The organism is Intrasporangium flavum, assembly GCF_001956915.1.
In the GTDB taxonomy this organism is placed as follows: domain Bacteria; phylum Actinomycetota; class Actinomycetes; order Actinomycetales; family Dermatophilaceae; genus Monashia; species Monashia flava.
The window spans coordinates 121628-147335 of the sequence record NZ_MLJO01000026.1 but is presented as its reverse complement, the minus strand read 5'-3'; the positions used below and the strand labels follow the sequence as shown (position 1 = coordinate 147335).

At 74.3% G+C, this 25708-nt stretch carries 26 protein-coding genes; 13 read left to right on the top strand and 13 right to left on the bottom strand.

Annotated elements, in window-relative coordinates; all coding sequences use genetic code 11:
* Positions 1-531: 531 nt before the first annotated feature.
* Positions 532-1257, top strand: a complete 726-nt coding sequence (locus tag BIV28_RS17940; RefSeq protein WP_076263887.1) for an LCP family protein — start codon at positions 532-534, stop codon at positions 1255-1257.
* Positions 1258-1325: 68 nt separating this feature from the next.
* Complete coding sequence (locus BIV28_RS17935; RefSeq protein WP_207556082.1) at positions 1326-2735, top strand: sigma 54-interacting transcriptional regulator; 1410 nt, start codon at positions 1326-1328, stop codon at positions 2733-2735.
* A gap of 24 nt (positions 2736-2759) precedes the next feature.
* Here BIV28_RS17935 and BIV28_RS17930 read toward each other — a convergent pair whose 3' ends face one another.
* Together BIV28_RS17930 and BIV28_RS17925 are read right to left on the bottom strand one after the other, a co-directional pair.
* Positions 2760-3416 carry a class F sortase gene (locus BIV28_RS17930; RefSeq protein WP_207556081.1) on the bottom strand — a complete coding sequence of 219 codons (657 nt, stop codon included), beginning with the start codon at positions 3414-3416 and terminating at the stop codon, positions 2760-2762.
* A 50-nt stretch (positions 3417-3466) separates the two neighbouring features.
* A complete protein-coding gene (locus tag BIV28_RS17925) occupies positions 3467-4237 on the bottom strand; it encodes a DUF4397 domain-containing protein (protein WP_076263885.1) in 771 nt (256 codons plus the stop codon).
* Positions 4238-4381: 144 nt separating this feature from the next.
* On the opposite strand from BIV28_RS17925, the gene BIV28_RS17920 reads away from it, so the two are divergent.
* The 5 genes from BIV28_RS17920 (at position 4382) to BIV28_RS17900 (ending at position 9520) form a co-directional block, all read left to right on the top strand.
* A complete protein-coding gene (locus BIV28_RS17920; RefSeq protein ID WP_076263884.1) occupies positions 4382-5179 on the top strand; it encodes a hypothetical protein in 798 nt (265 codons plus the stop codon).
* Positions 5179-6045, top strand: coding sequence for a CopD family protein (locus tag BIV28_RS17915; protein WP_076263883.1), 867 nt, complete (start codon positions 5179-5181; stop codon positions 6043-6045). Before BIV28_RS17920 ends, BIV28_RS17915 begins: the two co-directional genes overlap by 1 nt.
* Before the next feature lie 90 nt (positions 6046-6135).
* Complete coding sequence (locus BIV28_RS17910) at positions 6136-6555, top strand: SRPBCC family protein (RefSeq protein ID WP_076263882.1); 420 nt, start codon at positions 6136-6138, stop codon at positions 6553-6555.
* A gap of 59 nt (positions 6556-6614) precedes the next feature.
* Positions 6615-8684 carry a VWA domain-containing protein gene (locus tag BIV28_RS17905; protein WP_242653119.1) on the top strand — a complete coding sequence of 690 codons (2070 nt, stop codon included), beginning with the start codon at positions 6615-6617 and terminating at the stop codon, positions 8682-8684.
* Positions 8685-8731: 47 nt separating this feature from the next.
* Positions 8732-9520: a GNAT family N-acetyltransferase gene (locus BIV28_RS17900; RefSeq protein WP_076263881.1), complete on the top strand. Its 789-nt coding sequence runs from the start codon at positions 8732-8734 to the stop codon at positions 9518-9520.
* Between the two features lie 38 nt (positions 9521-9558).
* Here BIV28_RS17900 and BIV28_RS17895 read toward each other — a convergent pair whose 3' ends face one another.
* A complete protein-coding gene (locus BIV28_RS17895; RefSeq protein ID WP_076263880.1) occupies positions 9559-10506 on the bottom strand; it encodes a phosphotransferase family protein in 948 nt (315 codons plus the stop codon).
* A 213-nt stretch (positions 10507-10719) separates the two neighbouring features.
* Entirely contained in the window at positions 10720-11682 is a 963-nt protein-coding gene (locus BIV28_RS20115) for a thermonuclease family protein (RefSeq protein ID WP_207556080.1), read from the bottom strand.
* Positions 11683-11833: 151 nt separating this feature from the next.
* Here BIV28_RS20115 and BIV28_RS17880 point away from each other — a divergent pair, with 151 nt between their 5' ends.
* The gene (locus BIV28_RS17880; RefSeq protein WP_076263878.1) at positions 11834-12187 is read left to right on the top strand and encodes an iron chaperone; all 354 of its coding nucleotides are present in this window, start codon (positions 11834-11836) and stop codon (positions 12185-12187) included.
* 82 nt (positions 12188-12269) lie between these two features.
* A complete protein-coding gene (locus BIV28_RS20110; protein WP_207556079.1) occupies positions 12270-12704 on the top strand; it encodes a hypothetical protein in 435 nt (144 codons plus the stop codon).
* Here the strand turns inward: BIV28_RS20110 and BIV28_RS17870 are convergent.
* Positions 12691-13782, bottom strand: coding sequence for a DNA glycosylase AlkZ-like family protein (locus BIV28_RS17870; RefSeq protein WP_207556078.1), 1092 nt, complete (start codon positions 13780-13782; stop codon positions 12691-12693). The genes BIV28_RS20110 and BIV28_RS17870 overlap by 14 nt on opposite strands.
* 99 nt (positions 13783-13881) lie before the next feature.
* On the opposite strand from BIV28_RS17870, the gene BIV28_RS17865 reads away from it, so the two are divergent.
* Positions 13882-14343: a phage tail protein gene (locus BIV28_RS17865; RefSeq protein ID WP_076263877.1), complete on the top strand. Its 462-nt coding sequence runs from the start codon at positions 13882-13884 to the stop codon at positions 14341-14343.
* An 85-nt stretch (positions 14344-14428) separates the two neighbouring features.
* On the opposite strand, the gene BIV28_RS17860 is transcribed toward BIV28_RS17865, so the two are convergent.
* A complete protein-coding gene (locus tag BIV28_RS17860; RefSeq protein ID WP_076263876.1) occupies positions 14429-14899 on the bottom strand; it encodes a DUF4440 domain-containing protein in 471 nt (156 codons plus the stop codon).
* 198 nt (positions 14900-15097) lie between these two features.
* Here BIV28_RS17860 and BIV28_RS17855 point away from each other — a divergent pair, with 198 nt between their 5' ends.
* Positions 15098-15601 carry a hypothetical protein gene (locus tag BIV28_RS17855; protein WP_076263875.1) on the top strand — a complete coding sequence of 168 codons (504 nt, stop codon included), beginning with the start codon at positions 15098-15100 and terminating at the stop codon, positions 15599-15601.
* A 57-nt stretch (positions 15602-15658) separates the two neighbouring features.
* Here BIV28_RS17855 and BIV28_RS17850 read toward each other — a convergent pair whose 3' ends face one another.
* Positions 15659-16783 (bottom strand): DNA glycosylase AlkZ-like family protein, encoded by a 1125-nt coding sequence (locus tag BIV28_RS17850; RefSeq protein WP_076263938.1) that lies wholly within the window; start codon positions 16781-16783, stop codon positions 15659-15661.
* A 69-nt stretch (positions 16784-16852) separates the two neighbouring features.
* Positions 16853-17359, bottom strand: coding sequence for a metallophosphoesterase family protein (locus tag BIV28_RS17845; RefSeq protein WP_076263874.1), 507 nt, complete (start codon positions 17357-17359; stop codon positions 16853-16855).
* 134 nt (positions 17360-17493) lie between these two features.
* Between BIV28_RS17845 and BIV28_RS17840 the strand changes: the two genes are divergently transcribed.
* Together BIV28_RS17840 and BIV28_RS17835 are read left to right on the top strand one after the other, a co-directional pair.
* Complete coding sequence (locus BIV28_RS17840; protein ID WP_076263873.1) at positions 17494-18234, top strand: hypothetical protein; 741 nt, start codon at positions 17494-17496, stop codon at positions 18232-18234.
* A gap of 54 nt (positions 18235-18288) precedes the next feature.
* Positions 18289-20412, top strand: coding sequence for a bifunctional lysylphosphatidylglycerol flippase/synthetase MprF (locus BIV28_RS17835; protein WP_076263872.1), 2124 nt, complete (start codon positions 18289-18291; stop codon positions 20410-20412).
* Positions 20413-20451: 39 nt separating this feature from the next.
* On the opposite strand, the gene BIV28_RS17830 is transcribed toward BIV28_RS17835, so the two are convergent.
* Genes BIV28_RS17830 through BIV28_RS17810 form a run of 5 tightly spaced genes read right to left on the bottom strand, consistent with a single transcriptional unit; the run spans position 20452 to position 25654 of the window.
* Positions 20452-21612 carry a VWA domain-containing protein gene (locus BIV28_RS17830; RefSeq protein ID WP_076263871.1) on the bottom strand — a complete coding sequence of 387 codons (1161 nt, stop codon included), beginning with the start codon at positions 21610-21612 and terminating at the stop codon, positions 20452-20454.
* Entirely contained in the window at positions 21613-22593 is a 981-nt protein-coding gene (locus BIV28_RS17825; protein WP_076263870.1) for a vWA domain-containing protein, read from the bottom strand.
* Positions 22590-23609 carry a DUF58 domain-containing protein gene (locus tag BIV28_RS17820; protein WP_076263869.1) on the bottom strand — a complete coding sequence of 340 codons (1020 nt, stop codon included), beginning with the start codon at positions 23607-23609 and terminating at the stop codon, positions 22590-22592. Before BIV28_RS17820 ends, BIV28_RS17825 begins: the two co-directional genes overlap by 4 nt.
* Positions 23588-24664: an AAA family ATPase gene (locus BIV28_RS17815; RefSeq protein ID WP_076263868.1), complete on the bottom strand. Its 1077-nt coding sequence runs from the start codon at positions 24662-24664 to the stop codon at positions 23588-23590. The genes BIV28_RS17820 and BIV28_RS17815 overlap by 22 nt, the downstream gene beginning before the upstream one ends.
* Before the next feature lie 39 nt (positions 24665-24703).
* Complete coding sequence (locus tag BIV28_RS17810; RefSeq protein ID WP_076263867.1) at positions 24704-25654, bottom strand: S1C family serine protease; 951 nt, start codon at positions 25652-25654, stop codon at positions 24704-24706.
* Positions 25655-25708 lie beyond the last annotated feature (54 nt).

Below are 25708 nucleotides of genomic sequence, written 5' to 3'. Positions count from 1 at the left end.
TCGTGCTGTCGGTGGGTGGGGTCGTGTGGTGCGCGACGATCGTCCTCACCGCCCTGGAGGCCCGTCCGCAGCACCTCGATGCCCCGCGCACCCGCGCACTCGCCCTCACGACGACCGTCCTGGTCGTGATCGTGGCGGGTGGCTCGTTCAAGGGCGCCGAGTACGCGCTCATCACCCGCGACACGGTGAACGAGGTCTTCGCACCTGCGACCCCCGTCGTCCCACCGACCGACGCGAGTGCCCCGACGCCGACGGTCGGAGAGGACCCGTGGGCCTCGAAGCCTCGCCTCAACGTCCTGCTCATCGGGTCCGACGCAGCGTCCGACCGCGTGGGCACCCGGACCGACTCCATGATCGTGGCGAGCATCGACACCCGGAGTGGGCGAACCACCTTGATCTCGCTGCCCCGGAACCTGCGCAACGCACCGCTCGCGCCGGGAAGCCCTCTGCGGCAGCGGTATCCGTCTGGTCGCTTCGGCTATCCGGATCGCCTGTGCGCGCAGAACGGCCCCGGGCGACAGCGGACAGTGCATGCTGACCAACCTCTACCAGGAGGCCGAGCAGTACGCGGCCGCGCACCCCGGCGCCTACCCCGCCGGGCAGCTGCCGGGCCGCGTCGAGATCCGTGGCACGGTCGAGCAGATCACCGGGCTGCACGTCGACAACCTCGTCGTCATCGACCTCCGTGGTTTCGAGCAGCTCGTCGACGCTATGGGAGGCATCGAGGTCAACGTCAAGGACGCCGGTACCGGTGGCCGGCTCCCGATCGGTGGTGAGGTCGTCGGTGGGCACATCGTCGGCATCAAGGGCTACTTCACGCCCGGCCGGCAGCGCCTCGACGGCTTCCACGCCCTCTGGTACGCGCGCAGCCGGGCGGCCGACAGCGACAACTACCGGCAGGCGCGGCAGCGCTGCGTCGTCCGCGCCATCGTCGACCAGGTGGACCCGGCCCGGATGCTCGCCCGCTACCCCGAGCTGGCGCGCATCGCGAGGAACAACATCTACACCGACATCCCCGTGCAGAGCCTGCCCGACTTCGTCGACCTCGTCGCGCGCATCCAGGGGTCGACCTCGAACAGCGTCTCCCTGACGGCCGACGCCGGGGTCCTGGACGGGAACCCCGACTACGCCCTGGTGCGGCGGCTCGTGAAGCAGGGCATCGCGCCCCCGACACCGAGACCGGCGTCGGGCACGGCCGCCGGGTCGACGGGGAGCGGCAACTCCCCGAGCCCGGAGGCGGTGTACGCCCGCTGCTGACACCCGGTGTTGACACCCCCCGCGGATGCCCCGTCGACACCTCGCAGAACCGGACGTAGCGTGACGTGGTGAGCGACTTCGCCAACGACACCAGCAGCTCCCGCCCCGCCACGCTCGGGGCCCTCCGGGCGTCCGGCCACGTCCATCGCAGCGTCAAGGCCGAGATCCGCGACAACCTCCTCGCCCGCCTCCGAGCGGGCGAGGACGCGTTCCCGGGCATGGTCGGGCTCGAGGACACCGTGCTGCCCGAGCTCGAGAGCGCCCTGCTTGCCGGCCACGACCTCGTCCTGCTCGGCGAGCGCGGCCAGGGTAAGACGCGTCTGATGCGCACCCTCGCCGGCCTGCTCGACGAGTGGAGCCCGGCCGTCGAGGGCTGCGAGATCGGCGACGACCCGGACCGGCCCTCGTGCGTGCGCTGCCGCCGCCTCGCCGCCGAGCTCGGCGAGGACCTGCCCGTCGTGTGGCGCCACCGGAGCGAGCGGTACACCGAGAAGCTCGCCACCCCCGACACGAGCGTCGGCGACCTCGTCGGCGACGTCGACCCGGTCAAGGTGGCCCAGGGGCGCACGCTCGGCGACCCGGAGACCGTCCACTACGGCCTCGTGCCGCGCAGCAACCGCGGCGTCTTCGGCCTCAACGAGCTGCCCGACCTCGCCGAGCGCATCCAGGTCGCCCTCTTCAACGTGCTCGAGGAGCGCGACATCCAGATCCGCGGCTACTCGCTGCGGCTGCCCCTCGACGTGCTCCTCGTCGCGACGGCCAACCCCGAGGACTACACGAACCGCGGCCGCATCATCACGCCGCTCAAGGACCGCTTCGGCGCCGAGATCCGCACCCACTACCCGGTCGAGGTCGACGACGAGGTGACGCTCGTGGCCCAGGAGGCTGCCCTCGTGGCCGACGTGCCCGAGCACCTGCTCGAGGTCGTCGCCCGGTTCACCCGCGGGCTGCGCGAGTCGGCGTCGGTCGACCAGCGCTCCGGGGTGTCGGCGCGGTTCGCGATCGCGGCCGCCGAGGGGATCGCGGGGTCGGCGCTGCGCCGCTCGGCCCGCGTCGGCGAGCCGTACGCGGTGGCGCGGATCTGCGACGTGCCGACGGTCGTGCCGACGCTCCTCGGCAAGGTCGAGTTCGAGATGGGGGAGGAGGGGCGCGAGCGCGACGTGCTCGCCCACCTGCTCCGCGTCGCGACGGCCGAGACCTACCGGGCGCGCCTCGCCGGCCTCGACCTCACCGGGTTCACCAACCTCTTCGCCGACGGGGCCGTCGTCGAGACCGGCGACCTCATCCCGGGGTCCGAGCTGCTCGCGCAGGTCGGCACGGTGCCCGGCCTGTCCAAGGTGCTCGACCGGCTCGGCCACGGCGACGACGCGTCACCCGGGCAGGTCGCCGCCGCAGTGGAGTTCGTGCTCGAGGGACTGCACCTGACGCGACGCATCGACAAGGACACCGTGGCCGGCCGCACCGTCTACGGGGCGTGAGTGAGGGCGTGAGGCAGGCGCGTCTCAGCGGGCGGCGCCGGCCGGCAGGGCGGTGACGACGAGGTTCTCGTCGTAGCTGCGGGTCGCCCGGTCGAAGTGGCCCGCGCACGTCAGGAGCACGAGTCGGTGCGCGCCCCGCTGGTCGAACACCGGGCTCGACGCGTCGACCGACGTCTTGGCGACCGCTCGCACCGACGCGACGCGGTAGGCGGCGCGGTGGCCCGCGCCCTCGAGCGTCACCGTGTCGCCCGGGCGCAGCCGCCCGAGGCGCTTGAAGAAGCCGAGCCCCTGCCCCGGGGCGTCGAGGTGGCCGGCGACGACGACCGTGCCGAACGGGTCGCCGGCCCACGCGCTGCCGTCCCACCAGCCGACCCGGCGGATGTCGGCCGGTACGGCGAGGACGCCGTCGACCGTCGACGCGGGGTCGACGACCGCGCCCTGGCCACCGGGCAGCACGACGCGTTCGGGCCGGAAGCGGACGCGCTCGCTCGCGGCCGTGCGCGCCACCCGGGCCGGCAGGGCGGGGCCGCCGGGCGTCGTGCCAGCGGTCGCCCGGGCTGCCGGCGGCGTCGGGGCATCGTGCGGCGTCGGGCCGGCGCCGCACCCGGCGAGCCCCAGCGCGGCGAGGACTGCTGCGCCGACGACGAGGCGAACCGGTCGTGCGCCACGGGTGAGGCGCACGACCGCCCGGCGTCGCGGCCCCGCACGGGGCCGCGACGGTTCCGCGAGGGTCACCGGCGGGGTGCGAGCGACCCGAGCGACAGGGACGACGTGGCGTCGGCCTGGCCGCCGGTGCCGGTGTCGACCCGGCCGGGTGCGCCCGAGCCGGTCCGACCGACCGGGAGCACCTGCACGACGACGCGCATCGAGCTGCTCGCCGGGTCACCGACGGCGAACACGCGGTTGAGCGACCCCGCCTTGACGGGCAGGTCGAGCGGCCCGAGGACGACGGGCGAGGAGGCGCCGGCCGGGACGATGTCGACCGCGTAGGTCCCTGCCGGGACGACGAGGTCGAGCGACTCCCCGTTGGCGATGTTGGCGAAGAGGACCTTGCCGTCGACGCGCACGTCGGCCGGTGGCACGGCCGCCGTGTGCGCCACGACGAGCGCGGCCTTACCGGCCGGGAGCGGGTCGGTGGCGTTGTCGTACATCGTCACCGTCGGCGCGCCGGCCGGGTTCACCGGCAGGTGAAGCACGACGTCCGAGCTCGACCCGTTCTTGAGGTCAACAGTCCGATCAAGGATGTGGGATCCCCTGTCGGAGAACGAGATCGTGTGCCTGCCGGGTGGCAGGCCGATGGCCGGCGACAGGGTCGCTCCCGCCATCGCCCTGGCCCGGGGAGCGCCGTCGACAGTCACATCGACGGTCCGTCCGGGTAGTCCCTGGACCACGTAGATCGTCGCCTGCGGCTGGGCCGCGTACGACGAATCGGCCCACGCGCCGAGTCCTGCCGTCGTCATGAGCACCGCGGCCCCGATGACCGAGCGTCGACGAACGTCCATGCACTCCACCTCCCCTTGGTGAGAGTTGCGCCGGTCAGAAAGTTCCCCCCTCCTGACCCGCATCAGGCCACCGATCTTAGGTCAGACTCGTGGTATCCGGCGGTCTCCCGGGGGGAGGGATTCGCCGGGGAAGGGGATGCGGCCATGGGGGACGCGCGCAGTGGCAAGGACCCGTCCGCGCTGCGCCGCTACGGGGCCGGGGTGGTACTCCCGCTCGCCCTCGTGGCGGCGGCGGGATGGGCCTGGACCCATGCGCCGGACATCGCGCGGCCGGCGGCGGCAGCAGGGCTCGGCGCGTCCGCGTCCCGGGTGCCGGCGGCGCCGCGCAGCACGCCGACGCCGGGGCAGCCGGCGAAGCGGACGCCACGACCGACCGCCACCCGTGCCGCACCGTCGGGCCCGGGCATCACCGAGCCCGGCGTGCACCTCGCGGTCTCCCCGCTGGGGGACGGCTCGCTCGACGTGTCCGAGCGGGTCGTGCTGCCCAGCGTCCTGACCCGGTTGCCGCTGCGGCCGCCCGACGTCTCGGCCGCCGGGCTGTCCTTCCGCGACGCCCGGCCCGTGGCCACCGACGTGCAGCTGACCGTCGACGGGCAGCCGGTGCCGGTCGACGGGGGCGAGGTGACCCGGCGCGTGGTCGTGCTCGTCGGTCGGCCGGCGTCGGTGCTCGAGCTGAGGTACGTGCTCACCGGCTCGACGCGGCGCAGCGTGCCCTCGACGACGGGCAGGGCGCTGGCCGCTGTCGCCCCGCTCGTCCCGGTCGGGACGGCGCCGGTGGTCGTCACGACGACCGGGAAGGCCGTGCGCAACCTCTCGTGCCCGCGGCTGTCCGGTGACGCCCGGTCCTGCTCCGACGGCGTCCCCGGCGCCATGTCGGTGCGCACCCCGCTCAGGGGCGACCGCAGCCTCGTCGTCCTCCAGCTCGACCTGCCGAGGCCGTGATGGGCATCGGGCTGCAGGACGTCCTGCTCTTCCTCACCGAGGGGGCCGCCCTGGTCGGGTTCGTCCTCGTGGCAGGGCCGCTCGCGTTCTGGGTGACCGTGGCGCCCAACGGGCGCTATGACCGGCGGCAGCTGCTCCTCGTCGACGTCGGCGTCTACGTGCTCGGGGTGGCGACGGTGCTGCTGCCCGTCGTCCTCGTCGTCACGGGGACGTCGTTCGAGGCGATCCCGCGGGCGACGTGGGCCTCGGTGCTCGTCCGGCTCGCCGTCATCGCCGCGCTGGTCTCGTGGTTCACCGAGCTGTCGGCGGCGCCGATCACGGGCGGCCGGAGGGTGTGGGCGGCCCTCGCCGTCGTGACCCTGTCGGCGACGTTCGTCGCACCGCCGGTCGACGCGGCACCCCGGTCGCCGCTGACGGCCGTCGCGCTCCTCGCGCACGTCGTCGCCGCAGCCGTCTGGCTCGGGGGCGCGGTCGTGCTCGCGGCTGCGGGGCTGCCGATGCGCGACATCAACCAGCTGTCCGCGCAGGTGCGCTCGTTCTCGCGCACGACGTTCGCCTGCGTCGTCACCGTCGTCGTCTCGAGCGCCGTCCTCGTGCTCGGCGCCGGGACCGACCTGTCGACCCTGCTCACGACGACCTACGGCCTCGTCCTGGCCGCCAAGGTGCTCGTCTTCCTCGCGATGGTCGTCGTGGCCGACCACGGCAGGCGCCACCTCGACGCGGTGCTCCTCTACCGGCTGCGCACCGGCGGCGACACGCTCCGAGGCGTCCAGGCGTGGTCGCTGCTCATGGGCAGCCAGCTCGTCGGGTCCACGCTGCTCGTCATCGGGTCGGTCGTGCTCTACACGGTCGGCGCCCCGGACTGACCTCGCTCGTGTGCCGGCTCGCCGAGGTGCCTCGCCGCCCCGCGGGCTGCCCGAGGAGTGACCGGGTGCCCGGCGGGGTACGTGGGGGTCATGGGTGACTACACCGCGACCACGACCGTGTCGCACGACGTGACCGACGCCTTCGACTACATCGCCGACCCCGAGCACCTGCCCGAGTACTTCCCGCGCATGACGGAGGCGCACGAGGTGCAGGCCGGCACGGTCCGTACGACCGCCGTCGTCGACGCCGACCAGGACGGCAAGGACGAGAAGGTCGTCTCCGACGCGTGGTTCGAGGCCGACGACGCCGACCACTCGATCCGCTGGGGCTCGCCCCGCGACAGCGGGTACCACGGCACGCTGCGCCTCCGGGACGCCGACGGCTCCGGCACGCGCATCGAGCTGAGCCTGTCGACCCCGCACGACTTCGACGGCATGCAGCAGAGCCTCGACGAGTCGCTCGCCGCCATCGCGCGGCGCCTCGACGCCATCGCGGCCGAGAAGGGCTAGCCGACGCCACAGCCACCGGGTCTGGACGGACCCGTGGGGGGCGGACGTAGCGTGGAGCGGTGAGTCCCGACCTGCCCCGCGAGCCCTTCGCCGATGCCGGCGGGCACGGACGCTTCCGCTACGGCCCGTGGACGGGCGGTCCCGACCCGCTCGCCGCACCGTTCGACGTGCGCTCGGCGCTCGACGAGGTCGGGCGCGACGTCCTCGCCGGTGGCAGCCTGCGCGAGTCCCTGCGCGAGCTGCTCCGCCGTGGGCTCGACGGGCGGCGTGGGCTCGACGACCTCGCCGACCGCGTCCGGCGCCTGCGCGAGGCGGCCCGGCGGCGCGGCGACCTCGGCGGCACCCTCGACCAGGTGCGGGCCATGCTCGACCAGGCGCTCGCCCAGGAGCGCGACGCCCTCGCCGGCGAGGAGGGCGACGCCGCCCGCCTCGCCGAGATGGACCTCGCCACGATCCCCGACGACGTCGCCGGGGCCGTGCGGGCGCTCGCCGACCACGAGTGGCACTCCGACGAGGCCCGTGCCACCTACGAGCAGATCCAGCAGCTGCTCCAGCGCGAGGTCGTCGGCGCCCAGTTCGAGGGGCTGCGCCAGGCCCTGTCCGGCGGAGACCCGGAGGCGATGCAGGCCGTCAAGGACATGCTCGCCGACCTCAACGAGCTGCTCGCCGCGCACGCCCGGGGCGAGGACACCGACGACCGGTTCCGCGACTTCATGGACAAGCACGGCGAGATGTTCCCCGAGAAACCGGAGAACGTCGACGAGCTCATCGACGCGCTGGCCCGCCGCCAGGCCGCGGCCGAGCGGCTGCTCGCCTCGCTCAGCCCCGAGCAGCGCGAGCAGCTGGCCCAGCTCATGGCCGACGCCCTCGGCGACCCCGACCTCGCCTCGCAGATGGCGCAGCTGTCCGACAACCTCCGCGCGCTGCGTCCGGGCCTCGACCGCTCGACGCCGGTGCGCTCCGGGCAGGGGCCCGAGTCGCTCGGGTGGGGCCAGGCGGTCGACGCCGTGGCCGAGCTCGCCGACCTCGAGCAGCTCGGCGAGCAGCTCGGCCAGTCGTACTACGGCGCGAGCCTCGACGACGTCGACGTCGAGCGCCTCGAGCAGTACCTCGGCGCCGACGCCGCCCGCGACATGGACCAGCTGCGCCGGCTCGAGCGCGAGCTCGAGCGCCAGGGCTACGTCTCGCGCGGCGACGACGGCCTGCGGCTGACCCCCCGCGCCGTCCGGCGCCTCGGCGAGACCGCGCTGCGCCGCGTCTTCGAGCGCGTCGACGCCACGGGCCGCGGCGACCACGACGACCGCAGTGCCGGCCAGGCCGACGAGCTGACGGGGCTGTCCCGACAGTGGGAGTTCGGCGACGAGCTGCCCATCGACACCGTCCGGACGGTCTCGAACGCCCTGCGCCGCAACGCCGCCCACGCGCGTCCAACTGCCCACTCGACGGGTGGTCACGATGAGCGCGCGAGCGCGACGACGACGTCGAGTGGGCACTTTCCCCCACGCGTCGACCTGCTCGTCGAGGACTTCGAGGTCGCCGAGACGGAGCGGCGGGCCCGCGCGGCCGTCGCCCTGTGCGTCGACATGTCGTTCTCGATGGTGCAGGAGGGGCGCTGGGGGCCGATGAAGCAGACGGCCCTCGCCCTCTCGCACCTCGTGCAGACGCGGTTCCGCCACGACGCCCTCGAGATCATCGGCTTCGACATCGCCGCCCGGCGCCTGTCGCCCGTCGAGCTGACCGAGGCGGAGCCCGACTGGGTGCAGGGCACCAACCTCCAGCACGCGCTGATGCTCGCCTCGCGGCACCTCCGGCGCCACCCCGACGCCGAGCCGGTCGTCCTCGTCGTCACCGACGGCGAGCCCACCGCGCACATCGAGACCGACGGCCGCCCGACGTTCCACTGGCCGGCCCTGCCGGAGACGGTCCGGGCCACGGTCGCCCAGGTCGACGAGCTGCGTCGGTCGGGGGCGACGCTCAACGTCTTCATGCTCGGCGAGGACCCCGGGCTCGCGCGCTTCGTCGACGCCGTCGCGCGTCGGGCCGGGGGACGCGTCTTCACCCCCGACGTGTCGCGGCTCGGCGAGTACGTCGTGGCCGACTACCTGCGGGCCCGACGCGGCCGCCGCTGACCGTCAATTGGGTGGCCCCTCCGGGAGCGCGGTGCCATCCTCGCCGCATGACGACCTCCCGCGTGCGCAGCCTGCCGGGCCGCACCGACCCGCGCCTGCCCCGCGTCGAGGCGTACTACGACCTCGTCCCGCGCGCGGTGACGACCGCCGAGGAGGTCGGCCCGTTCACGCTCTTCGTCGCCGAGGCGGGCACCGGCTGGCAGTTCTACGCCCGGCCGCGCCTCGGCGGCCACGACGTCTTCACGGCCTCGAACGTCGAGCGGGTGCTGTCGCGCCAGGCGGCCCTCGACGTGCCCCGGGCCGTCGAGTGGGTCGACGACGTCACGCCGACGCTGCTGCCCGCGGTCCGGGCGGCCGGGTACGAGCCGCGTCGCTACCCGCTGCTCGTGCTGCCGGCCGACGTGCCCGTGGAGCCCGACCCGCGCGCCCGCGCCCTGCGTCCGGCCGAGCCGCACCTGGCCCTCGCCGTGGGAACGGTGTCGGCCGGCTTCGGCGAGCGCGACGTCGTCGAGCCGAAGGACACCGGCAAGCGCCCCGAGCTCATCCAGCGCGGCGACCTCGTCGTCGTCGCCTCGTTCGAGAACGGACGCCTCTGCGGCGCCGGGTCGGCCGCCCCCAGGGGTGACGTCGCCGAGCTCATGGGCATCGCCGTCCCGCCGAAGCACCGCGGCCGCGGTCACGGCAGCGCCGTCACCCGGACGCTCGTCGCCGAGTGTCGTAGGCAGGGCGTCGACCTCGTCTTCCTCACGGCGGGATCCGACGCCGCGGCCGACATCTACCGTCGCGTCGGCTTCGTCGACGTCGGCACCGCCTGCATCCTCGAGCTCGGCGACTGACGCCGCGCACGTCCACCCGGGGTGGGTCGAGAGGCGGCTCAGTCGGCGTCGGCGAGGGCCTGTTCGAGGTAGGGACGCAGCGAGTCGGCCCAGCGTGCGCTCGTCGCGGTCAGCGTCGGCAGGCTCGGGTGGGACGGTTCGGTCGCCCGGGCCGCGAAGGCCATCGCGGCCGCGGCCGCGACGGCGAGCAGGTCGCCGGGGTCGCGGCCGCGCAGGACGGGGTCGAGCGTCGCCAGCTCGCCGGTCGACACCTCACTGCCGCTCATCGAGCCGTCGAGGGCGAGCATGGCGTGGTCCATCCAGGCGCCGCCACGACGCAGCTGGCCCCAGTCGACCAGCACCGTGCGGTCGGGCGTGACGACGACGTTGTCGGCGCGGATGTCCCAGTGCAGCAGGGCCGTGCCGTCGATGAGCTCCACGGCCCGGGCGGCGTGCCCGGCCAGCGCGTCGTGGTGCTCGCCCCACCACGGGTCGACCAGGTCGAGGCGCGTCTCCAGCTCGCGCCATCTCGTAGCGAAGACCGGCGACGACTCCCGTGCTGAGAGCAGACCGTCGAGCCGCACCGTGTCGAGGACCGGGCGCAGCTCGACGAGGGCGTCGGTCACCCGGGCCAGATCGACGTGGCGCCAAGGGGCCGGCGGCGAGGACCCGTCAAGGTCCTCGATGAGGAGCGCCACCCAGTCGCCGTCGTCGAAGACCTCGAGCAGCCGCGGGAGCGACGCGTGCACCGGAAGCGCGGCCAGGGCCCTCGCCTCGGTGCGGAGCAGCTCGGGGGTGACCGGGTTGAGGTCGCTGCCGCAGGCCTTGACGAACGCGGCTGCGCCCGAAGCGGTGCGCACCCGGGCGGCCGGCCCCGGTGACATGCCGCCGACGCAGTCCACGACCGACTCGACGTCGCCGCCGAGCCGCGCGGTCACCCACCGCCGGATGTGCTCGGGCGCCTGGACGTAGCCGATCCGGACCCCGACCGCGTGACCCCCACCCATCCGGCGAGGATGCCGCCCCGGTCCGTTCCCGGCAAACGGAAATTCACCCCGACCCCCGCCTGCAACACACCGAGTAGTTGCCAAGCCGTCCGGGTTATTTCAGCCGGAGCTGGCAACTACTCGGTGTGTTGCGCTGGTCGGGCGGTCGGGCGGTCGGGCGGTCGGGCGGTCGGGCGGTCGGGCGGTTGGGCGGTCGGGCGGTCGGGCGCGGGGTCAGACCTTGGCGGGGCGGAAACCGGCGGCGACGGCGTCGTCCATCGTCGCGAAGCACTGCTCGGGGTCGGTGACGCCGTAGTACCGGTCGCCCGGCTCGTGGGCGATCATCGAGTTCTCGTTGCCCTTGACCGGGCGGCTCTGCGGGCACGGGTGCTCGTCGCCGGGCAGCGGCCACGCGCCGCTCGACGTGTCGGACCCGCCCGAGCCGCCGCTGCCTGCGGAGGTCCCACCCGGCGGGATGCACGCGGCCCTGGGGCTCACGGCGTCGGCGCGCACGTAGGCGGCCTCGCGGGTGTGCCGGCCGTAGCCGTCGCGGGAGTCGTAGCGGGCGATCGCGAAGCCCTGCCTGACGAGCCGCAGCCCGGCGTCGACGCCGTTCACGTCGACGTAGCGCAGCAGCCGGCCGTACCGGTCGACGTCGTCGCGCGCACCGGCGGTCAACGTGACGCGCTGGCCGCCGATGATCGCGCGCAGGGCGTTGCGGGCCTCGGTGAAGCCGCACTGGCCGGTCTCGGGGGTGTCGATGCCGATGAACCGGACCTTCGCCCGCTGCCCGTCGCGCTCGACCCAGATGGTGTCTCCGTCGACGACCTTCGTCACCGCCCAGGTCGCCGCGGCGGCCTTCGCCCGATCGGCCGCCGCCTGTGCGGCTGCGGCCTTCTCCCGCGCGGCCCGGTCCGCCGCAGCCTTCGCGGCCTTCGCGGCCGCCGCCCGCTCGGCTGCTGCCCTGGCGTCGGCGGCCTTCTGCGCGTCGGCGGCGGCGGTGGAGGCGTCCGACGACGGCGGCACGGACGTCGCCGCGTCCGGCCCGGACGGTGCGCTCGCCCCGGGCGTGTAGGTGACGGTGACCCCGACCGACGCGTCGGGGAGGTCGCCCGGCGACCGGGTGGCCACGCCGGCGACACCCGTGACCAGGGCGAGCCCGACGAGGGCGACGAGCCCGTTGCTGCGTCGACGCATGTCCGTGTCCCCCTGCGGTGCCGGCCGCCCCTGTGGCTGCGACGCGTTCACGGTAGGCGCGGGTCGACTTCCTGTCCGGCGAACGGGCCATTCCGCCCGGGCCGTCGGTCGGCGAGGATGGGTGCGGCAGCGGACGACCCGAGGGGGAGCGATGGTGCAGGCAGCGACGGTGGACGACTACGTGGCCGGCTTCCCGGACGGGCCGCGCCAGGTGCTCGAGCAGGTGTGCGCGACGCTCCGCGCCGCGCTGCCCGGTGCCGAGGAGAAGATCCGCTACGGCATGCCGGCACTGATGTTCGCCGACCGGTACGGCATCCACTTCGCCGGCTGGAAGAAGCACGTCGGGCTCTACCCCGTCGGCGCGCTCGACCCCGAGCTCGAGGCGCAGATCGCGCCGTACCGGGCGAGCAAGGACACCGTGCAGTTCTTCTACGACCAGCCCGTCCCGTACGAGCTCATCGGACGCGTCGCCGCAGTGCTCGCGGAACGGCACCGGGCGACCTGACGCCGCTGCGCCGTCTCGGGCCTCGGATACCTGACGTGCCGCAACCGCCCGAAATCCCAGGAGGCGTGCCTAGGATCGAGCCATGCCCACCGTTCCCAGAGCGCTGCGCGGGAAGTGGTCGATCGCCTCGCGCGACTCGTTCCTGTCCATCGGCTCCACGGGGTCGATCCTGTCGATCGGCAGCGTCGGGTCGATCCTGTCCGTCGGGAGCATCGGCTCGTTCGCGTCGCTGCTGTCGGTGGGCTCCTCGATGAGCGCCTTCTCGTTCCTGTCGAACATGTCGAACGCGTCCGCGCTGTCGCACCAGAGCGACCAGTCGGTGCTCTCGTCCCAGTCGAAACGTGCCGTGCGCGGCTACCGCACCAACGGGGCCAAGCGGGCCGCTGACCGGCGCGCCGAGCGCAACGGCGACGCCGCCGACGGGCTCGTCACCCCAGACGCGTCGCCGCCGGCCGCGTCGAACGGGCACCGACGCGTCGAGCAGATCGAGGGTCTCGAGGGCGTCAGCCGCGGCTGACCTCGAGCCCGAGCCACGCGGCGAGGTCGACGATCTCACGGTCGACGTCGCGGGCCATGGCCTTGGTGAACGGGACGTCCTCGTGGACGGCGTTGACGACGAGCACGCCGGCCTTGCGGTCGGCCTGGGCGTCGAGCTTGCCGACGAGGCGATCGCCGTGCAGGACCGGCAGGGCGAAGTAGCCCCACCGGCGCTGCTCCTTCGGCTTGTACATCTCGAGGTAGTACTCGAAGCCCCACAGCTGCTCGGCGCGGGTGCGGTTGTGGACTAGCTGGTCGAACGGTGACAGCAGGGCCGTGCGGCCCGTGAACGACGCGTCGACCGCCTCGAGGTGGGGCTCGTGGACCCGCCACGTGCCCGGCGTGCCGGCGACCGTGACCTCGAGGCCGGCGTCGCCGACGTAGGCCTGCTCGCCGGGCAGCTCCGGGCCGCTGGCGCGGGCGATGCCGAGGGCGGCGAGGCGGCGCTCGTTGCGGAACCGCGTGGCGTCCTCGTGCGTGAGCGGGTCGAGCGGCCCGCCGTAGACCCGCTCGGGCAGGTCGAAGTAGCGCTGGCGGCCCTTGCGTCCGGCGATCGCGATCTGGCCGCGGCGGGCCATCGACTCGAGCATCTTGGTGACGTTGCGGTTGTTGGTCCAGCCGCTCGAGGGCCACGGCACGGCGCTCGTGTCGGGGATGTCGCGCGACAGGAGCGGTCCGTCCTTCTCGAGGCGCTCGAGGATGTCGCGGCGGAACTGGTCGTTGGCCGCCATCCACTCGATCATCGCCGGGTGGAACTCGCGCCCGACCCACTCCGCGACGACCGCCGAGACGTCGCCGGGCGGCCGGACGTAGGCGACGGTCTCGTGGAGGCGTCGGTCGTCGAGCGCCGCCGTCAGCTGCTCGGGCCGGTAGGCCGGGCCGAGCCGCGACCAGAGGACGAGGTCGGCGCTCGGGGCGACGGCCGCCGTGGGGTCGATCTGCAGCATCGTCAGCCGGTCGACGACCTCGAGCAGGTCGGTGGGGCGTGGGGCGTCGAGCAGCTGCGCGTGCACCGCGACGCGTCGTGCCTGGTCGATCGACAGCTCCGTCAGCGCCATGTCGCCGACCCTAGACCGATCCGCCGACGCCGCGGGGGACCGGGCGGGACCGGGCGGGACTAGCCTCGTGACCACCAGGCGTCACAACCGGAGGTGGTCATGTCCTACGTCGTCGACTTCACCGAGGTCTCCACCGTCGGGCTGGAGTCCTCCCCGCACGCCGAGGCGCTGGCGGGGCTGCGCGCCAACGAGGCCCGGTACTACCGGAACAAGTACGACCACACCTTCACCACCGAGCCGGCGGCCGAGGCGAAGGACACGGTCGACTTCGTCAGTCGGGTGCTGAAGGAGGAGCGCGACCTCGTCATCGGCTCGCCGGCGCTCGAGGCCACGGCGTTCGAGGTCGACGGCATCCGGATGGCCTACGTCTTCTACGAGTCGGGCCTGTCGATCAACGTCATGTACACCGTCGCCGACGGCGGCAAGCGGGCCGTCGGGTTCAAGCTGTGCGACGGGATGGACGTGCCGGAGGAGCTGTCGGCCTTCAAGTTCGCGCGTCAGAAGTCCAGGCTCGCCGGCACGATCCGCGGCTCGTACTTCGTCATCAAGGGCGAGTACTGACGCGGTCGCGGAACCAATGCCGGTGCAGGTCGATGGCCGTGCTCCGAGCATGCGCACCTCCCGGCGGGCACGACACGGGGTCGGGTCAGGTGAGCGGCAGGGTGAGGCCCGGACGCTCGTCGTCCCACGCGACGGCGCTGATCCGCCAGCCCGCCGGCGTGCGGACGAGCTGCACCGACTTCATGCCGCGGCCGGCGGTCGGCGCGCCGTCGTGGACGCCCTCCTTCGCGTAGGCGCCGAACCAGGCGGCGATGTCGCCGAACACGTCGATGCGCCCGGCGAGCGACCACTCGTGGAAGTCGACGAGCGAACCGCCGGACAGGAGGGCCGCGCGCGGCGCGATGAACGACTCGACGTCGTACACGCCGAGGTCGAGGCCGCACGTGCGGACGACGATCGCCTGCGGGAGCAGGAGCGTCCGCAGCCGGTCGAGCCGCTGCGGCGATTCCGGACCCGACCGGAACGCGTCGAGAAACGTGTCCACCACCTCCCGCACCGCCGCGCGATCGGCGTCGACGTCGAAGACCGGGTCTGGCTGCTGGCCATGGGTGCTCACGCCCGAACGCTAGCCGCGCAGCCCACCCTCGTGCGCGACCGAACCTGCGAGCCTGCCGGTGGACCGCCGCCCTCTGCACTGCTCCACGAGGCGAGCCACCTCAGGACGCGAGGGCATCTGCCCGTTTTCGCCCCCGATCCGGGAGTCCCGTGGCACCCTCACCAGGTCCCGTCAGGCGCCGTGCACAGGAGTGGATCGATGGCAGCCGCACCCCAGACCTCGCCTCGGAGGCAGGTCGCCCTGGCCGTCAACGCCCTCCTGTTCGGCCTGTGTCTGTCCTGGGCGTACGGGTCCTACACGCGCCCGGGCGCCCACTCGGCCGCGCTGAGCACGATCATGCTCTGTCTGGCTCATGCGCCCCTGGTCGGCGTGCTGCTCGCCTACCCGGCGATCAGGCGTCGGGCCGCCGGCATCCGTCTGTTCTACGGGCTGCTCGTCGTCGGCGGGCTCGTGTACTACGCGACCACCGACCACGGCAGGCCGGCGACGGTGATCCTCGTCGGCTCCATCATCGGGCCTCTCGTTGCGCTGCTCGCCGCGAACCACGTCGCCCGGAAGGAGCGCCGAGCCCTGCGCGCGCGGCGACACCGCGATCTGCTCGAGGCGCTCTCGCGGAGGCAGGCCGACACGGAGCAGCCTCGACCGGACCCGAAGGAGCCGCGTCGCGGCTCGTTGAGGAGCCGGGCGCGGCGCATGCGCTGAGGTCCGCGCGGTTCGCGGTGCCGCCGACCGCGAGGAGCCGTTCGACGCGGTCAGGCGTCAGTCGAGGGATACCCGGAGGTCGCGGTGGAGGATCTGGCCGAGGCGGGCGGCCTCGTGACGGATCGACGCGTCGGGGCGCGTGCCGCGGTCGCACCAGGTGATCGTCAGCTCGTCGCCCTTGCGCGCCCACGTGCCGCGCACGACGCCGCCGACGACGACCGGGTTGGCCTTGCGGGTCATCTCCTGCCGCAGGGGTGGCTGCACGACCTGCTCGTCCTTGGTGCCGACGCCCATCACCCACTGGTCGTGCCCCGGGAGGAACCGCACGGCGTCGGACGGCGTTGCGGCGCAGAGCGACTCGAGGTCCTCGCGCACGACGTACGCCGTCGTGCCCTCGACGTCGACCGCGGCCAGCGCGTCACCGAGGCCCGAGATCCACCGGTCGAGCCGCTTGCGACCGGCGCTGAGGCCCGCCCCGAGCCAGTGGTGGACGTGGTCGATCGTCGCCGGGCCGTACGTGCCCAGGTAGGCCGTGACGGCGCGCGGCCCGGCGTCGTCGAGGTCGGGGACGCCGGCCCAGCGCGGGTTGGTGTCGAGGCGCTGGAAGGTGTGCCGCCCGTCGCGGGGCGGGCCGAAGCTCATGTCGCCGTGCCACGTCAGCGGCTTGACGAGCGTGCCGGCACCCTCGTCGAAGACCGGCTCGAGGTGCCGGTAGGCCTTGCGCCGCGTGACGGCCGCGCCGATCTCGGTGATCGTCCGTGGCCCGTCGGCCAGGGCATCACGGACCGCCGCCCGGAAGTCGGGCCAGTCCGATGGCTTCAGGCGGTAGTACTCCACCCAGCTCGGCAGCTCCCACTGTCGCCCGGCCATCCGGAGGGAGAGGTAGATCCCGCCGTCCTCCGGTGCGAGGTAGTGCATCGACCCGCGGAAGGCGTAGGCCTTGACGACCGTTCCCTCCGCGAGCGCCCGAGCGAGGTCGCCGGGTCGTGCGCTCGTGCTGCGGCTGCAGACGGCGAGGTCGGCGAGCGACTCGTCCATCGACAGCACCGCCCCGAGCCGGCGCACGACCTCGGGCGCCGAGGCCGGCCCGACCGGGTCGAGCAGGTGCCGTTCCAGCCGCCAGGCCAGGGCCTGCGGCCACGTGACGCGGGCCTCGCTGGGTGCCGGTGTCGTCGGGCTCATGTCCGCATGCTCGCACCGGTTCCGGACGAACGGCGCCCGGAGCGCGAGCCGCCCGGGCCGCAGGCCCACCTACCCGCGTCGGATCTCGTGGAGCACGACCTCGCCGAGCTCGCCGTCCTCGACCGTGGCCGTCAGGTACGTGCACGCCGGCTGACGGCGGCGGTCGGTGGGCGAGCCGGGGTTGAGCAGCCGCAGCCCGCGCGGTGAGGTCGTGTCCCACGGGATGTGGCTGTGGCCGAAGACGAGGACGTCGAGGTCGGGATAGGTCGCCTCGCAGCGCGCCTCCCGGCCCGACGCCGAGCCCGTCTCGTGGACCACCCCGAAGCGGACACCCTCCACCTCGAACGACGCGAACTCCGGCAGCCGCTCGCGCAGGACGCCGTGGTCGTTGTTGCCCACGACCCCCACGAGACGCCGGGCCCGCGCCTCGAGGGCGTCGAGCGTCGCGACGTCGACCCAGTCGCCGGCGTGCACCACGAGGTCGGCCTCCTCGACGGCCCGCCACACCTGGGCGGGCAGGTCCTTGGCCCGCTTCGGCAGGTGGGTGTCGGCGATCAGGAGCAGTCGGGTCGTCACGGGCCCAAGTCAACCGTGTCCGCGCCCGAGGACGCCTGCCGCAGATGGCCGCCTCGCACCCCAACGGTCCCTTCGGCCGACTCAGGTGCGTCGAAGTGGCCTCGTCGGGAAGGGGACGGCGCTAGCCTCCGCTCGTGCCCGACCCCACGCCGAAGGCGCGCCCGGTCCTCGTCGCCGACGGGTGGCGCAAGCGCGCCGGGAACGTCTACACCCGACCGGTCGCGCCGGGGGTGCTCGGCTGGCTGTCGCTGGCGACCGACCGCGGCCTGCCCCACCAGTGGCGGCTCGCGCCCTCGATCGGCGTGGTGCACGAGCGGGTCGAGGCGGTGGCCCGCGCGCTCACGGGCGCCGTCGTCGTGAGCCCCAACCTGCAGGCCACCGTCAGCGTGCCCCTGCTCGGTCTCGTGGAAGGGGAGGCGGACTCGGCGAGGCGTCACTGGCTCATCGCCGCGGAGGCGCTCGACGGCAACGAACGCGTCTTCGAGGACGTGGCCACGACGGCCCGGGCGGCGGGTCTGCCCTGGGTGCAGGCACGGACGAGCCTTCAGGCTGTCGTCTCCGAGCTGCGTGCCGGCCGCGGCCCGTGGCGGCGGACGCCGCTGCTGACCGCCGCTCTGTGGCTGGCGGGCGACGCCGAGGCCGCGGAGTCGTGGCTGTCCGGCGTCGAGGCGCAGTTCGACCGCCCCACGCCGGCGCCCGACCTGCCGGCCGAGCTCAAGGGGCACCGCGTGACGCGCGTCGGGGCCGTCGCGCCACCGGAGGGGTGGCCGCGGAGCAGCTTCGAGGCGTTCGCCGCCCGCTTGCGGCGTGGGCTCGACGAGCACCCGGGCGGGCCACCCGAGGGCTGGCAGCCACCGGTCGCAGACCGCGCATAGCCGACATCCCGGAACGGGGTGTCGCCCGGGGCGAACGAGCGGGAGCATGGAGGCATGTCCCGTCTTCGGACGGTGATGCGTCGCCTACCCCTGACGAGCGCCCTCGTCGTCATCGTCCTGATCCTGGCAGTCGTGACGCGGGCCCTGTGGGACCCGCTCCTCGGCCGACCCCTCGACGCCTCGATCACCTACGGGCTGCCGGCGCTGGAGGACGGCGCCTGGTGGACCGTCGTCGTGGGCGCGTTCTTCGCGGCGAAGCCCTACCAGTACGTCCCGATCCTGCTGGGGCTCATGCTCTTCGGCGGGTTCGCCGAGTGGCGCCTGGGCACGAGGCGCGCCGCGATCGCCCTCCTGGCCTGCCACGTCGTGGCGGTCCTCGGCTCGGCCGGGATCCTCTGGCTCACCCGAGCCCACGGCTACGCGTGGACGACGACCCTGTCCGTCGTGCGCGACGCCGGCCCGTCCGCGGGCTTCCTCGGGGCGGCGGCAGCCGCGTCGGTCACGCTGACGCCGCCGTGGCGGGGTCGCGCGCGAGCCCTGCTCGCCGCCTACGTCGTGCTCTTCGTCATCCACATGGGCGCCCTCGCCGACCTCGAGCACGTGCTCGGCGTCGGGTTCGGGCTGCTGCTCGGGCCCTACCTCGTGGGCCGGACGCCCTCCTTCAGCATCCGGCAGCTGACCCGTCGCGACTTCCGCCTCCTCGCCTGCGCGTTCTTCGTCGTTGCCGCCGTCGAGGTGTTCCTCCACCCGTTCACCCACGCCGACGGCCCGTTCGCCGTGACGATGTCGCCGGCGGCCCGGGCGCAGGAGCTCAGCGACCCCGACTTCTGGTTCGGGGTCGTGCAGATCGTCCTGTGGCTGTGGCTGGCCCGGTCGCTCTACAAGGGGCGGCGACGCGCGTGGCGCTGGGCCATGGCGCTGCTCGTCGTCGTGCTCGCCCTCCAGGTCGCGAACTACGTGTGGATGATCGTCGTCGGCGAGCCGGGGCTGCTCGCGGCCGGGTGGGACATCGTCGGCAACAGCCTCGGCCTCGCGGTGCTCATCGTCGGCCGGCACGCCTTCCGCAACCCCTCGCCGCGCCGGGCCCGCCGCACGACGGGCAGCCTCGTCGCCCCGGCCGACGACGACCAGCGCTCGCGCGCCACGGCGCTGCTCCGCGACCAGGGCACCGTCAACCGGCTCGCCTGGATGACGACGTGGCCCGAGAACCGCTGGTTCGTGCCCCGGGACGTGCCCGGCTACGTCGCCTACCGCGTCCACGCCGGCGTCGCCATCGGGCTGTGCGACCCCGTGGCGGCCACCGAGGCCGAGCGTTCGAGGCTGCTCGGCGCCTTCGCCGACACCGTTCACGGACAGGGCCTCGTGCCGTGCCTGTTCACCGTCACCGAGGAGGCGTCGCGCCACGCGCAGGCCCAGGGCTGGCACTGCCTCCAGGTGGCCGAGGAGGCCTGCATCGACCTGCCCACGCTCGACTTCGTCGGCAAGGCGTGGCAGGACGTGCGCACCGCGCTCAACCAGGCCGCCAAGCTCGGCGTGCAGTTCCGGCTCGGGTCGCTCGTCGACATGCCGCGGGGCCTGCAGATGCAGGTCAAGGCGATCTCCTCGGACTGGGTCGAGGACAAGGGGCTGCCCGAGATGGGCTTCACGCTCGGCGGCGTCGACGAGGCGCTCGACCCGAACGTCCGCGTCGGCCTGGCCGTCGACGCCGACACGACGGTGCACGGCGTCACCTCGTGGATGCCCTTCCACCCCAGCGGTGGCGGCGAGCCGGCCGGCTGGACCCTCGATGTCATGCGCCGCCTGCCGGGCGGGTTCCGGTACTCGATGGAGTTCCTCATCGCCTCGGCCTGCCTCGCCTTCAAGGACGAGGGCTGCTCCGTGGTGTCGCTCTCGGGCGCCCCGCTGGCGCGGACGGTACCCGCCGCCGACGGCGACACCCTCGACCGCGGCACGCTCGATGCCTTCCTCGACCGGCTCGGCGCCTCGCTCGAGCCGTACTACGGCTTCCGGTCGCTGCACGCCTTCAAGGCGAAGTTCCAGCCGCGCACCGAGCCCCTCTACCTCGTCTTCCCCGACGAGGCGGCCCTGCCGCGGATCGGGCTGGCCCTGAGCCGCGCCTACCTGCCGGAGGCGGGCGTGCGCGACCTCGTGACGCTGGCCCGCTCGGGGCACCGCTGACGCGCGAGACGGACGCGACGCGTCCGGCGGCCGGACGCGTCAGGCCCGGCGCGCGCGCGTGCCGCCGAACCCCTGCCGCAGCGAGACCCACGCGCCGTAGAGCAGCAGCAGCGCGGCGGCACCGGCGAAGACGGCGCTGAGGTCGACGACGCGGTGCGTGACGGTGACGTGCTTCGGCAGGTTGGCCAGCACCTTCGTCAGGCCCTCGGCGTCCTGCGCTGCGAAGTACTCGCCCCCGGTCGTCTTCGCGACGCCGCGCAGCGCCGCCTCGTCGACGACGAGGAAGTTGCGGCCACCGAGGTCGGCGGCGCGAGAGCCGGGACCGCCGCTGACGTCGCGGCCGAACCCCGGACCCGGCAGGCCGCCGTACTGGTCGAGGGTGCAGGCCAGCCGCGTCGGGTTCCGCGTGCCGAAGCCGATCGGGTACACCCGGACGCCACGTGCCGCCGCCTGCTCGGCCGCCTGCGCAGGCGTGACGCCGCGGGTGTTGGCCCCGTCGGTGAGGAGCACGATGATCTCCGGCGCCGGCGCCCCCTGCGTCCGGGGCGCCGTCCCGTCAGGGCCCTCGCCGCCCGTCGCCGTGGGCGTCGGGGTGGGGTCGGGCGTGCCGGCGCCGTCGGTCGAGGGCTCCGCGACGGGGTCGCTCGGCGGCACGGCGGGGTCGAGCTCGGCGATGGCGTCGACCGAGCGGAGGATGGCCGCGCCGATCGTCGTGCCGCGGCCGGTCGTCACGGTGTCGATCGCCGCGAGCAGCGCGTCCCGGTCGTCGGTCGGGGGCACGGCGAGCTGGGCGAAGCCGGAGAAGACGACGAGCCCGACCTTCGTCGCGTCGTCCTGGCGCCGCACGAACTCGCGCACCGCCGCCTGGGCCGCGCTGAGCCGGTTCGGCGTCACGTCGGTCGCGCACATCGACCCGGACACGTCGAGGGCGAGGATGATCGTCGAGCTCGACGCCGACACGTCGGCCTCGACGGTCGGGCGCGCGCTGCCCACCCCGAGCAGCGCCAGCGCGCCGAGCACGAGCGCCACGGGCAGGTGCCGGCGCCACGACCGACGCGACGCGCCCGCCGACCGCAGCAGCGCGACGTCGGGGAAGCGAACCGCCTGCCGGCGACGGCGCCGCAGCTGCCACACGTAGGCGGCGAGCAGCACCGGCACGGCGAGCAGGAGGAGCAGCAGCAGCGGCTGGCCGAACGACACCTAGACCACCCGCCCCTGCCGCAGCACCGTGACCCCGGCCCCGGCCAGCAGCAGCAGCGCGGCCACCCCGGCGACGAGCGAGGTGATCTCGTGGGGCACCGACCGCGTCGTCCACTGCAGCTGGATCGAGTCGTACACGGCCGCAAGGGTGGCCACGTCCGACGCGCGTCGGTACGTGCCGCCGGTCGTGTCGGCGATCTGGCGAAGGACCGTCTCGTCGAGGGCCGTCGCGATGCTGAACCCGTCCACCTCGATGACGGTGCCGGCCGGCGTCCCCAGCCCCACCGGGTCGATGCGCACCCCGGCGGCGGAGGCGAGGTCGGCGAGCTCCTGCGGGTCGGTGCCCGACGTGTTCTCGCCGTCGGTGAGCAGGACGATCGCCGTGCCGCCGTAGTAGCCGATCGGCGTCTCGTCGGCGGCGCCGTTCTCGGTGTCGGACGGCGCGTGCACGGGCCGGCCCGCGATCGCGCTCAGGCCACCGAGGATGCCCCCGGCCAGCGACGTGTCGCTCTGCGGTGTCAGCCGGGCGATCGCGGCGAGCACCGCGGTCCGGTCATCGGTCGGGCGCTGGGTCACGACGCCGCTGCCGCCGAACGCGACGACGGCGATGCGCACGCTCGCCGGCTGCTTCGCGACGAACGACCGCGCCGCCGACTTCGCCGCCTCGAGGCGCGTCGGCTTGAGGTCGGCGGCCGCCATGCTGTTCGACACGTCGAACGCGAGCACGACGGTGCCCTCGCGGTGCGGCTCGGCCACGGCCGCGACCGGACGCGTCAGTGCCGCGACGAGCAGCGCGAGCGCGGCGAGCAGCAGCGCCGGGCCGAGGTGCCGGAGGCGGTCGCGCCGCTCCACCACGACGAACCCCTCGGCGGCCATGGCCCGCACGCGGGCGGCCCGGCCGTCGAGCAGCCGCCGGTAGGCGACGACGAGCACCGGCAGGACCGCGAGCCCCACCAGCATCCACGGCCAGGTCAGCGTCATCGTCGGAGCGCCCCGATCCGCCTGCGGCGCAAGGCAGCCACGCGCACGAGGGCCCGCACGAGGTCCTCGTCGGTCGACAGGTGGTGCAGGTCGGCCCCGGCCCGACGCGTCAGCCGCTCGAGCTCGTCCCGGCGTTCCTGCGCGAGCTGGCGCACCCGCGCCCGGAACGCGTCGTCGTCGGTGTCGACGACGATCTGCTCCCCGGTCTCGGGGTCCTCGACGTAGAGCGTCCCGACGCTGGGCAGGTCGTGCTCGCGCGGGTCGCTGACCCGCAGGGCGACGAGGTCGTGGCGCCGCGCGAGCCGCCCGAGCTCGGCCTCCCAGCCCGGAGTGCTGACGAAGTCGCTGACGACGACGACCACCCCGCGGCGGCGGGCGAGCCCGGCGACCACCCGGAGGCCGGCGCCGAGGTCGGTGACCCCGGGTGGCTCGGGACGCGTCCCGGCTCCCCGACGCCCGAGGACCCGCCACCGGCGCCGGGTCCCCGCGCCGGCTGACGTCGTGCCCGCGTCGTCCGGGTCGTCCGCGTCGTCCGCCTCGTGCGCGGCGCGGCGCGCGAGCAGGGCGCCCGCGATCCGCAGCACCTGGGTGCGCCCCGACCCGGGCGGCACGACGGCCTCGACACCCGCGTCGAGGACCACGGCCCCGACGCGGCTGCCACCCCGCGTCAGCAGGTGGGCCAGCGTCGTGGCCACCTCGGCCACGACGAGGTCCTTGTTGCGGTCGGCCGGGCCGAAGCCCATCGAGCGGGACGCGTCGAGCAGCAGCCACGCCGTCACCTCGCGGTCCTCGACGTACTCGCGCACCCACGGCTCGTCGAGGCGGGCCGTGACGTTCCACTCGACGTGCCGGAGGTCGTCGCCAGGCTCGTACTCGCGCAGGTCGGTGAAGTCGAGGCCGGAGCCCTTGAAGAGGCTGCGGTAGTCGCCCTGGAGCAGGCCGTCGAGGCGGCGCACGACGCGCCACTCGAGCCGGCGGAGCAGCCGCTCCGGCGTCAGGGCTGGGGCTGCGCCCATGACGAGTCCTCCGCGCCGCCGACGGGGGCGCCTGTGCCCGTGCGACGCTCGCGGACCGGGACCGCCGGCACCGGCACCGCGGCCACGATCGGCGCGAGCACCTGGTCGGCCGACAGGTCCTCCGCGAGCGCCTCGTACGACAGGACGACGCGGTGGCGCAGCACGTCGTGCGCGAGCTCGTGCACGTCGGTCGGCAGGGCGAAGTCGCGCCCGCGCAGGAAGGCGAGCGCCCGGGCCGCGAGCACGAGGTTGATCGACGCGCGGGGGCTGGCGCCGTAGGTCACGAGCCGCGACAGGTCGTCGCGCCCGACCGAGGCCGGGTCGCGCGTCGCCGACGCGAGCCGCACGGCGTACTCGATGACGGCCGGGTCGACGTACACCTCGTCGACCTCGTGCTGGAAGCGCCGGAGCACGTCGGGGTCGAGCACCTGGGCCGTCGGGGCCGAGGCCGCGATCTGCCGTTCGACGACGACGAACTCCTCTGCGGCAGAGGGGTAGCCGATGAGGACCTTGAGCATGAACCGGTCCACCTGCGCCTCGGGCAGCTGGTAGGTGCCCTCGGACTCGATGGGGTTCTGTGTCGCCATGACGAGGAACGGGTCGGGTGCCGGGTAGGTCTGCCGGCCGATCGTCACCTGGCGCTCCTGCATGACCTCGAGCAGGGCGCTCTGCACCTTCGCGGGCGCGCGGTTGACCTCGTCGGCGAGCACGAGGTTGGCGAACACCGGGCCGAGCGACACCTGGAACTCGCCGTCGCGCTGGTTCCAGATCCGGGTGCCGACGAGGTCGGCCGGCACGAGGTCGGGGGTGAACTGGATGCGCTGGAACTCCCCACCGACGGTGGCGGCGAGGGTCTTGATCGCCATCGTCTTGGCCAGGCCCGGCACGCCCTCGACGAGCAGGTGGCCGCGCGCCAGGAGGGCGACGACCATCCGCTCGAGCAGCACGTCCTGCCCGACGATGGTCCGCTTGACCTCGTAGAGCGCCTGCTCGAGGAGCCGGTGGTCGGCGGCCGTGTCGGCCGCAGCGGGCCCGGGGCGGGTCTCGTCGTCCATGCTGTCTCCTGCTCTCGTCGGGCTGGTCGGTGCGCGGTCTCAGTGGGGCGGGCTGCCGGCGGCCCCACCGGCCGTCGCGATGGGCACGGCGAAGCCGATGCCGACGAACAGCGCCTGGTCGGTGGGGTTGGCCAACCCCGTGACGATGCCGACGACGTGCCCCGACCGGTCGAGCAGCGGCCCGCCGGAGTTGCCGGGGTTGACGGCGGCGTCGAACTGGATGAGGTGCTGCAGGCGCCGCCCGTCGGGGACCGTGACGGTGCGCTCGAGCGCCGACACGACGCCCGCCGACAGCGAGTCGGTGAGCCCGAGCGGGTGCCCCACGGCGAAGACGGGCGCCCCCACCTGGACCCCGCCGCCGAGGACCGCCGGCACGACCGTGTCGGGCAGCTGCGTCGGCACGAGCGTGGCGATGTCGATCTCCGGCTGGTGCGTCAGCACCCGGGCCGGCGAGCTCGTGCCGTCGGCGAACTGCACGGTGATGCTGCCGGCCCCGGCGACGACGTGGTCGGCGGTCAGCACCGTGCCGGCCTCGTTGACGACGACCCCGGCACCGGTGCCCTCCTCGGTCCCCGTCGACGTCGTCGTGCGCGTCGACACGACGACGAGCGAGGGCTCGATGGCGCGGTGGGCGAGGGTGGCGTCGGCGGGCTCGGCCGCCTGCTGCTCGCTGTAGGCCTCGAGCCCGCGCCGGACGCTCGCGTCGACGTCGCGCTGGGTCAGCGCGGGTGGTCCGGGCGGGCGGGTCAGCGCGAATGCGAGCCCGCCACCGGCGACGAGCAGCACGACGAGCACCGTGACCCAGACGCGTCGGGGCAGGCCGCGCAGCCGGGCGAAGCGCCGCGGTGGGACGGACGGTGGCTCGGAGGGCGGCTCGGCTTGGGAACTGCCAGGTGGCCGGGGCGGGGCGAGCCCGGGCGTGGACGCCGGCGGCGCGGCACCGAGGGGGCCGGCCGGATGCACCTTCGGCGGATCGGTGACCCGTGCCACCTCTCGACTCTACGTTCCGCACCCGCCGCCGTGCAGGCGTCTGTCCACGGTTCA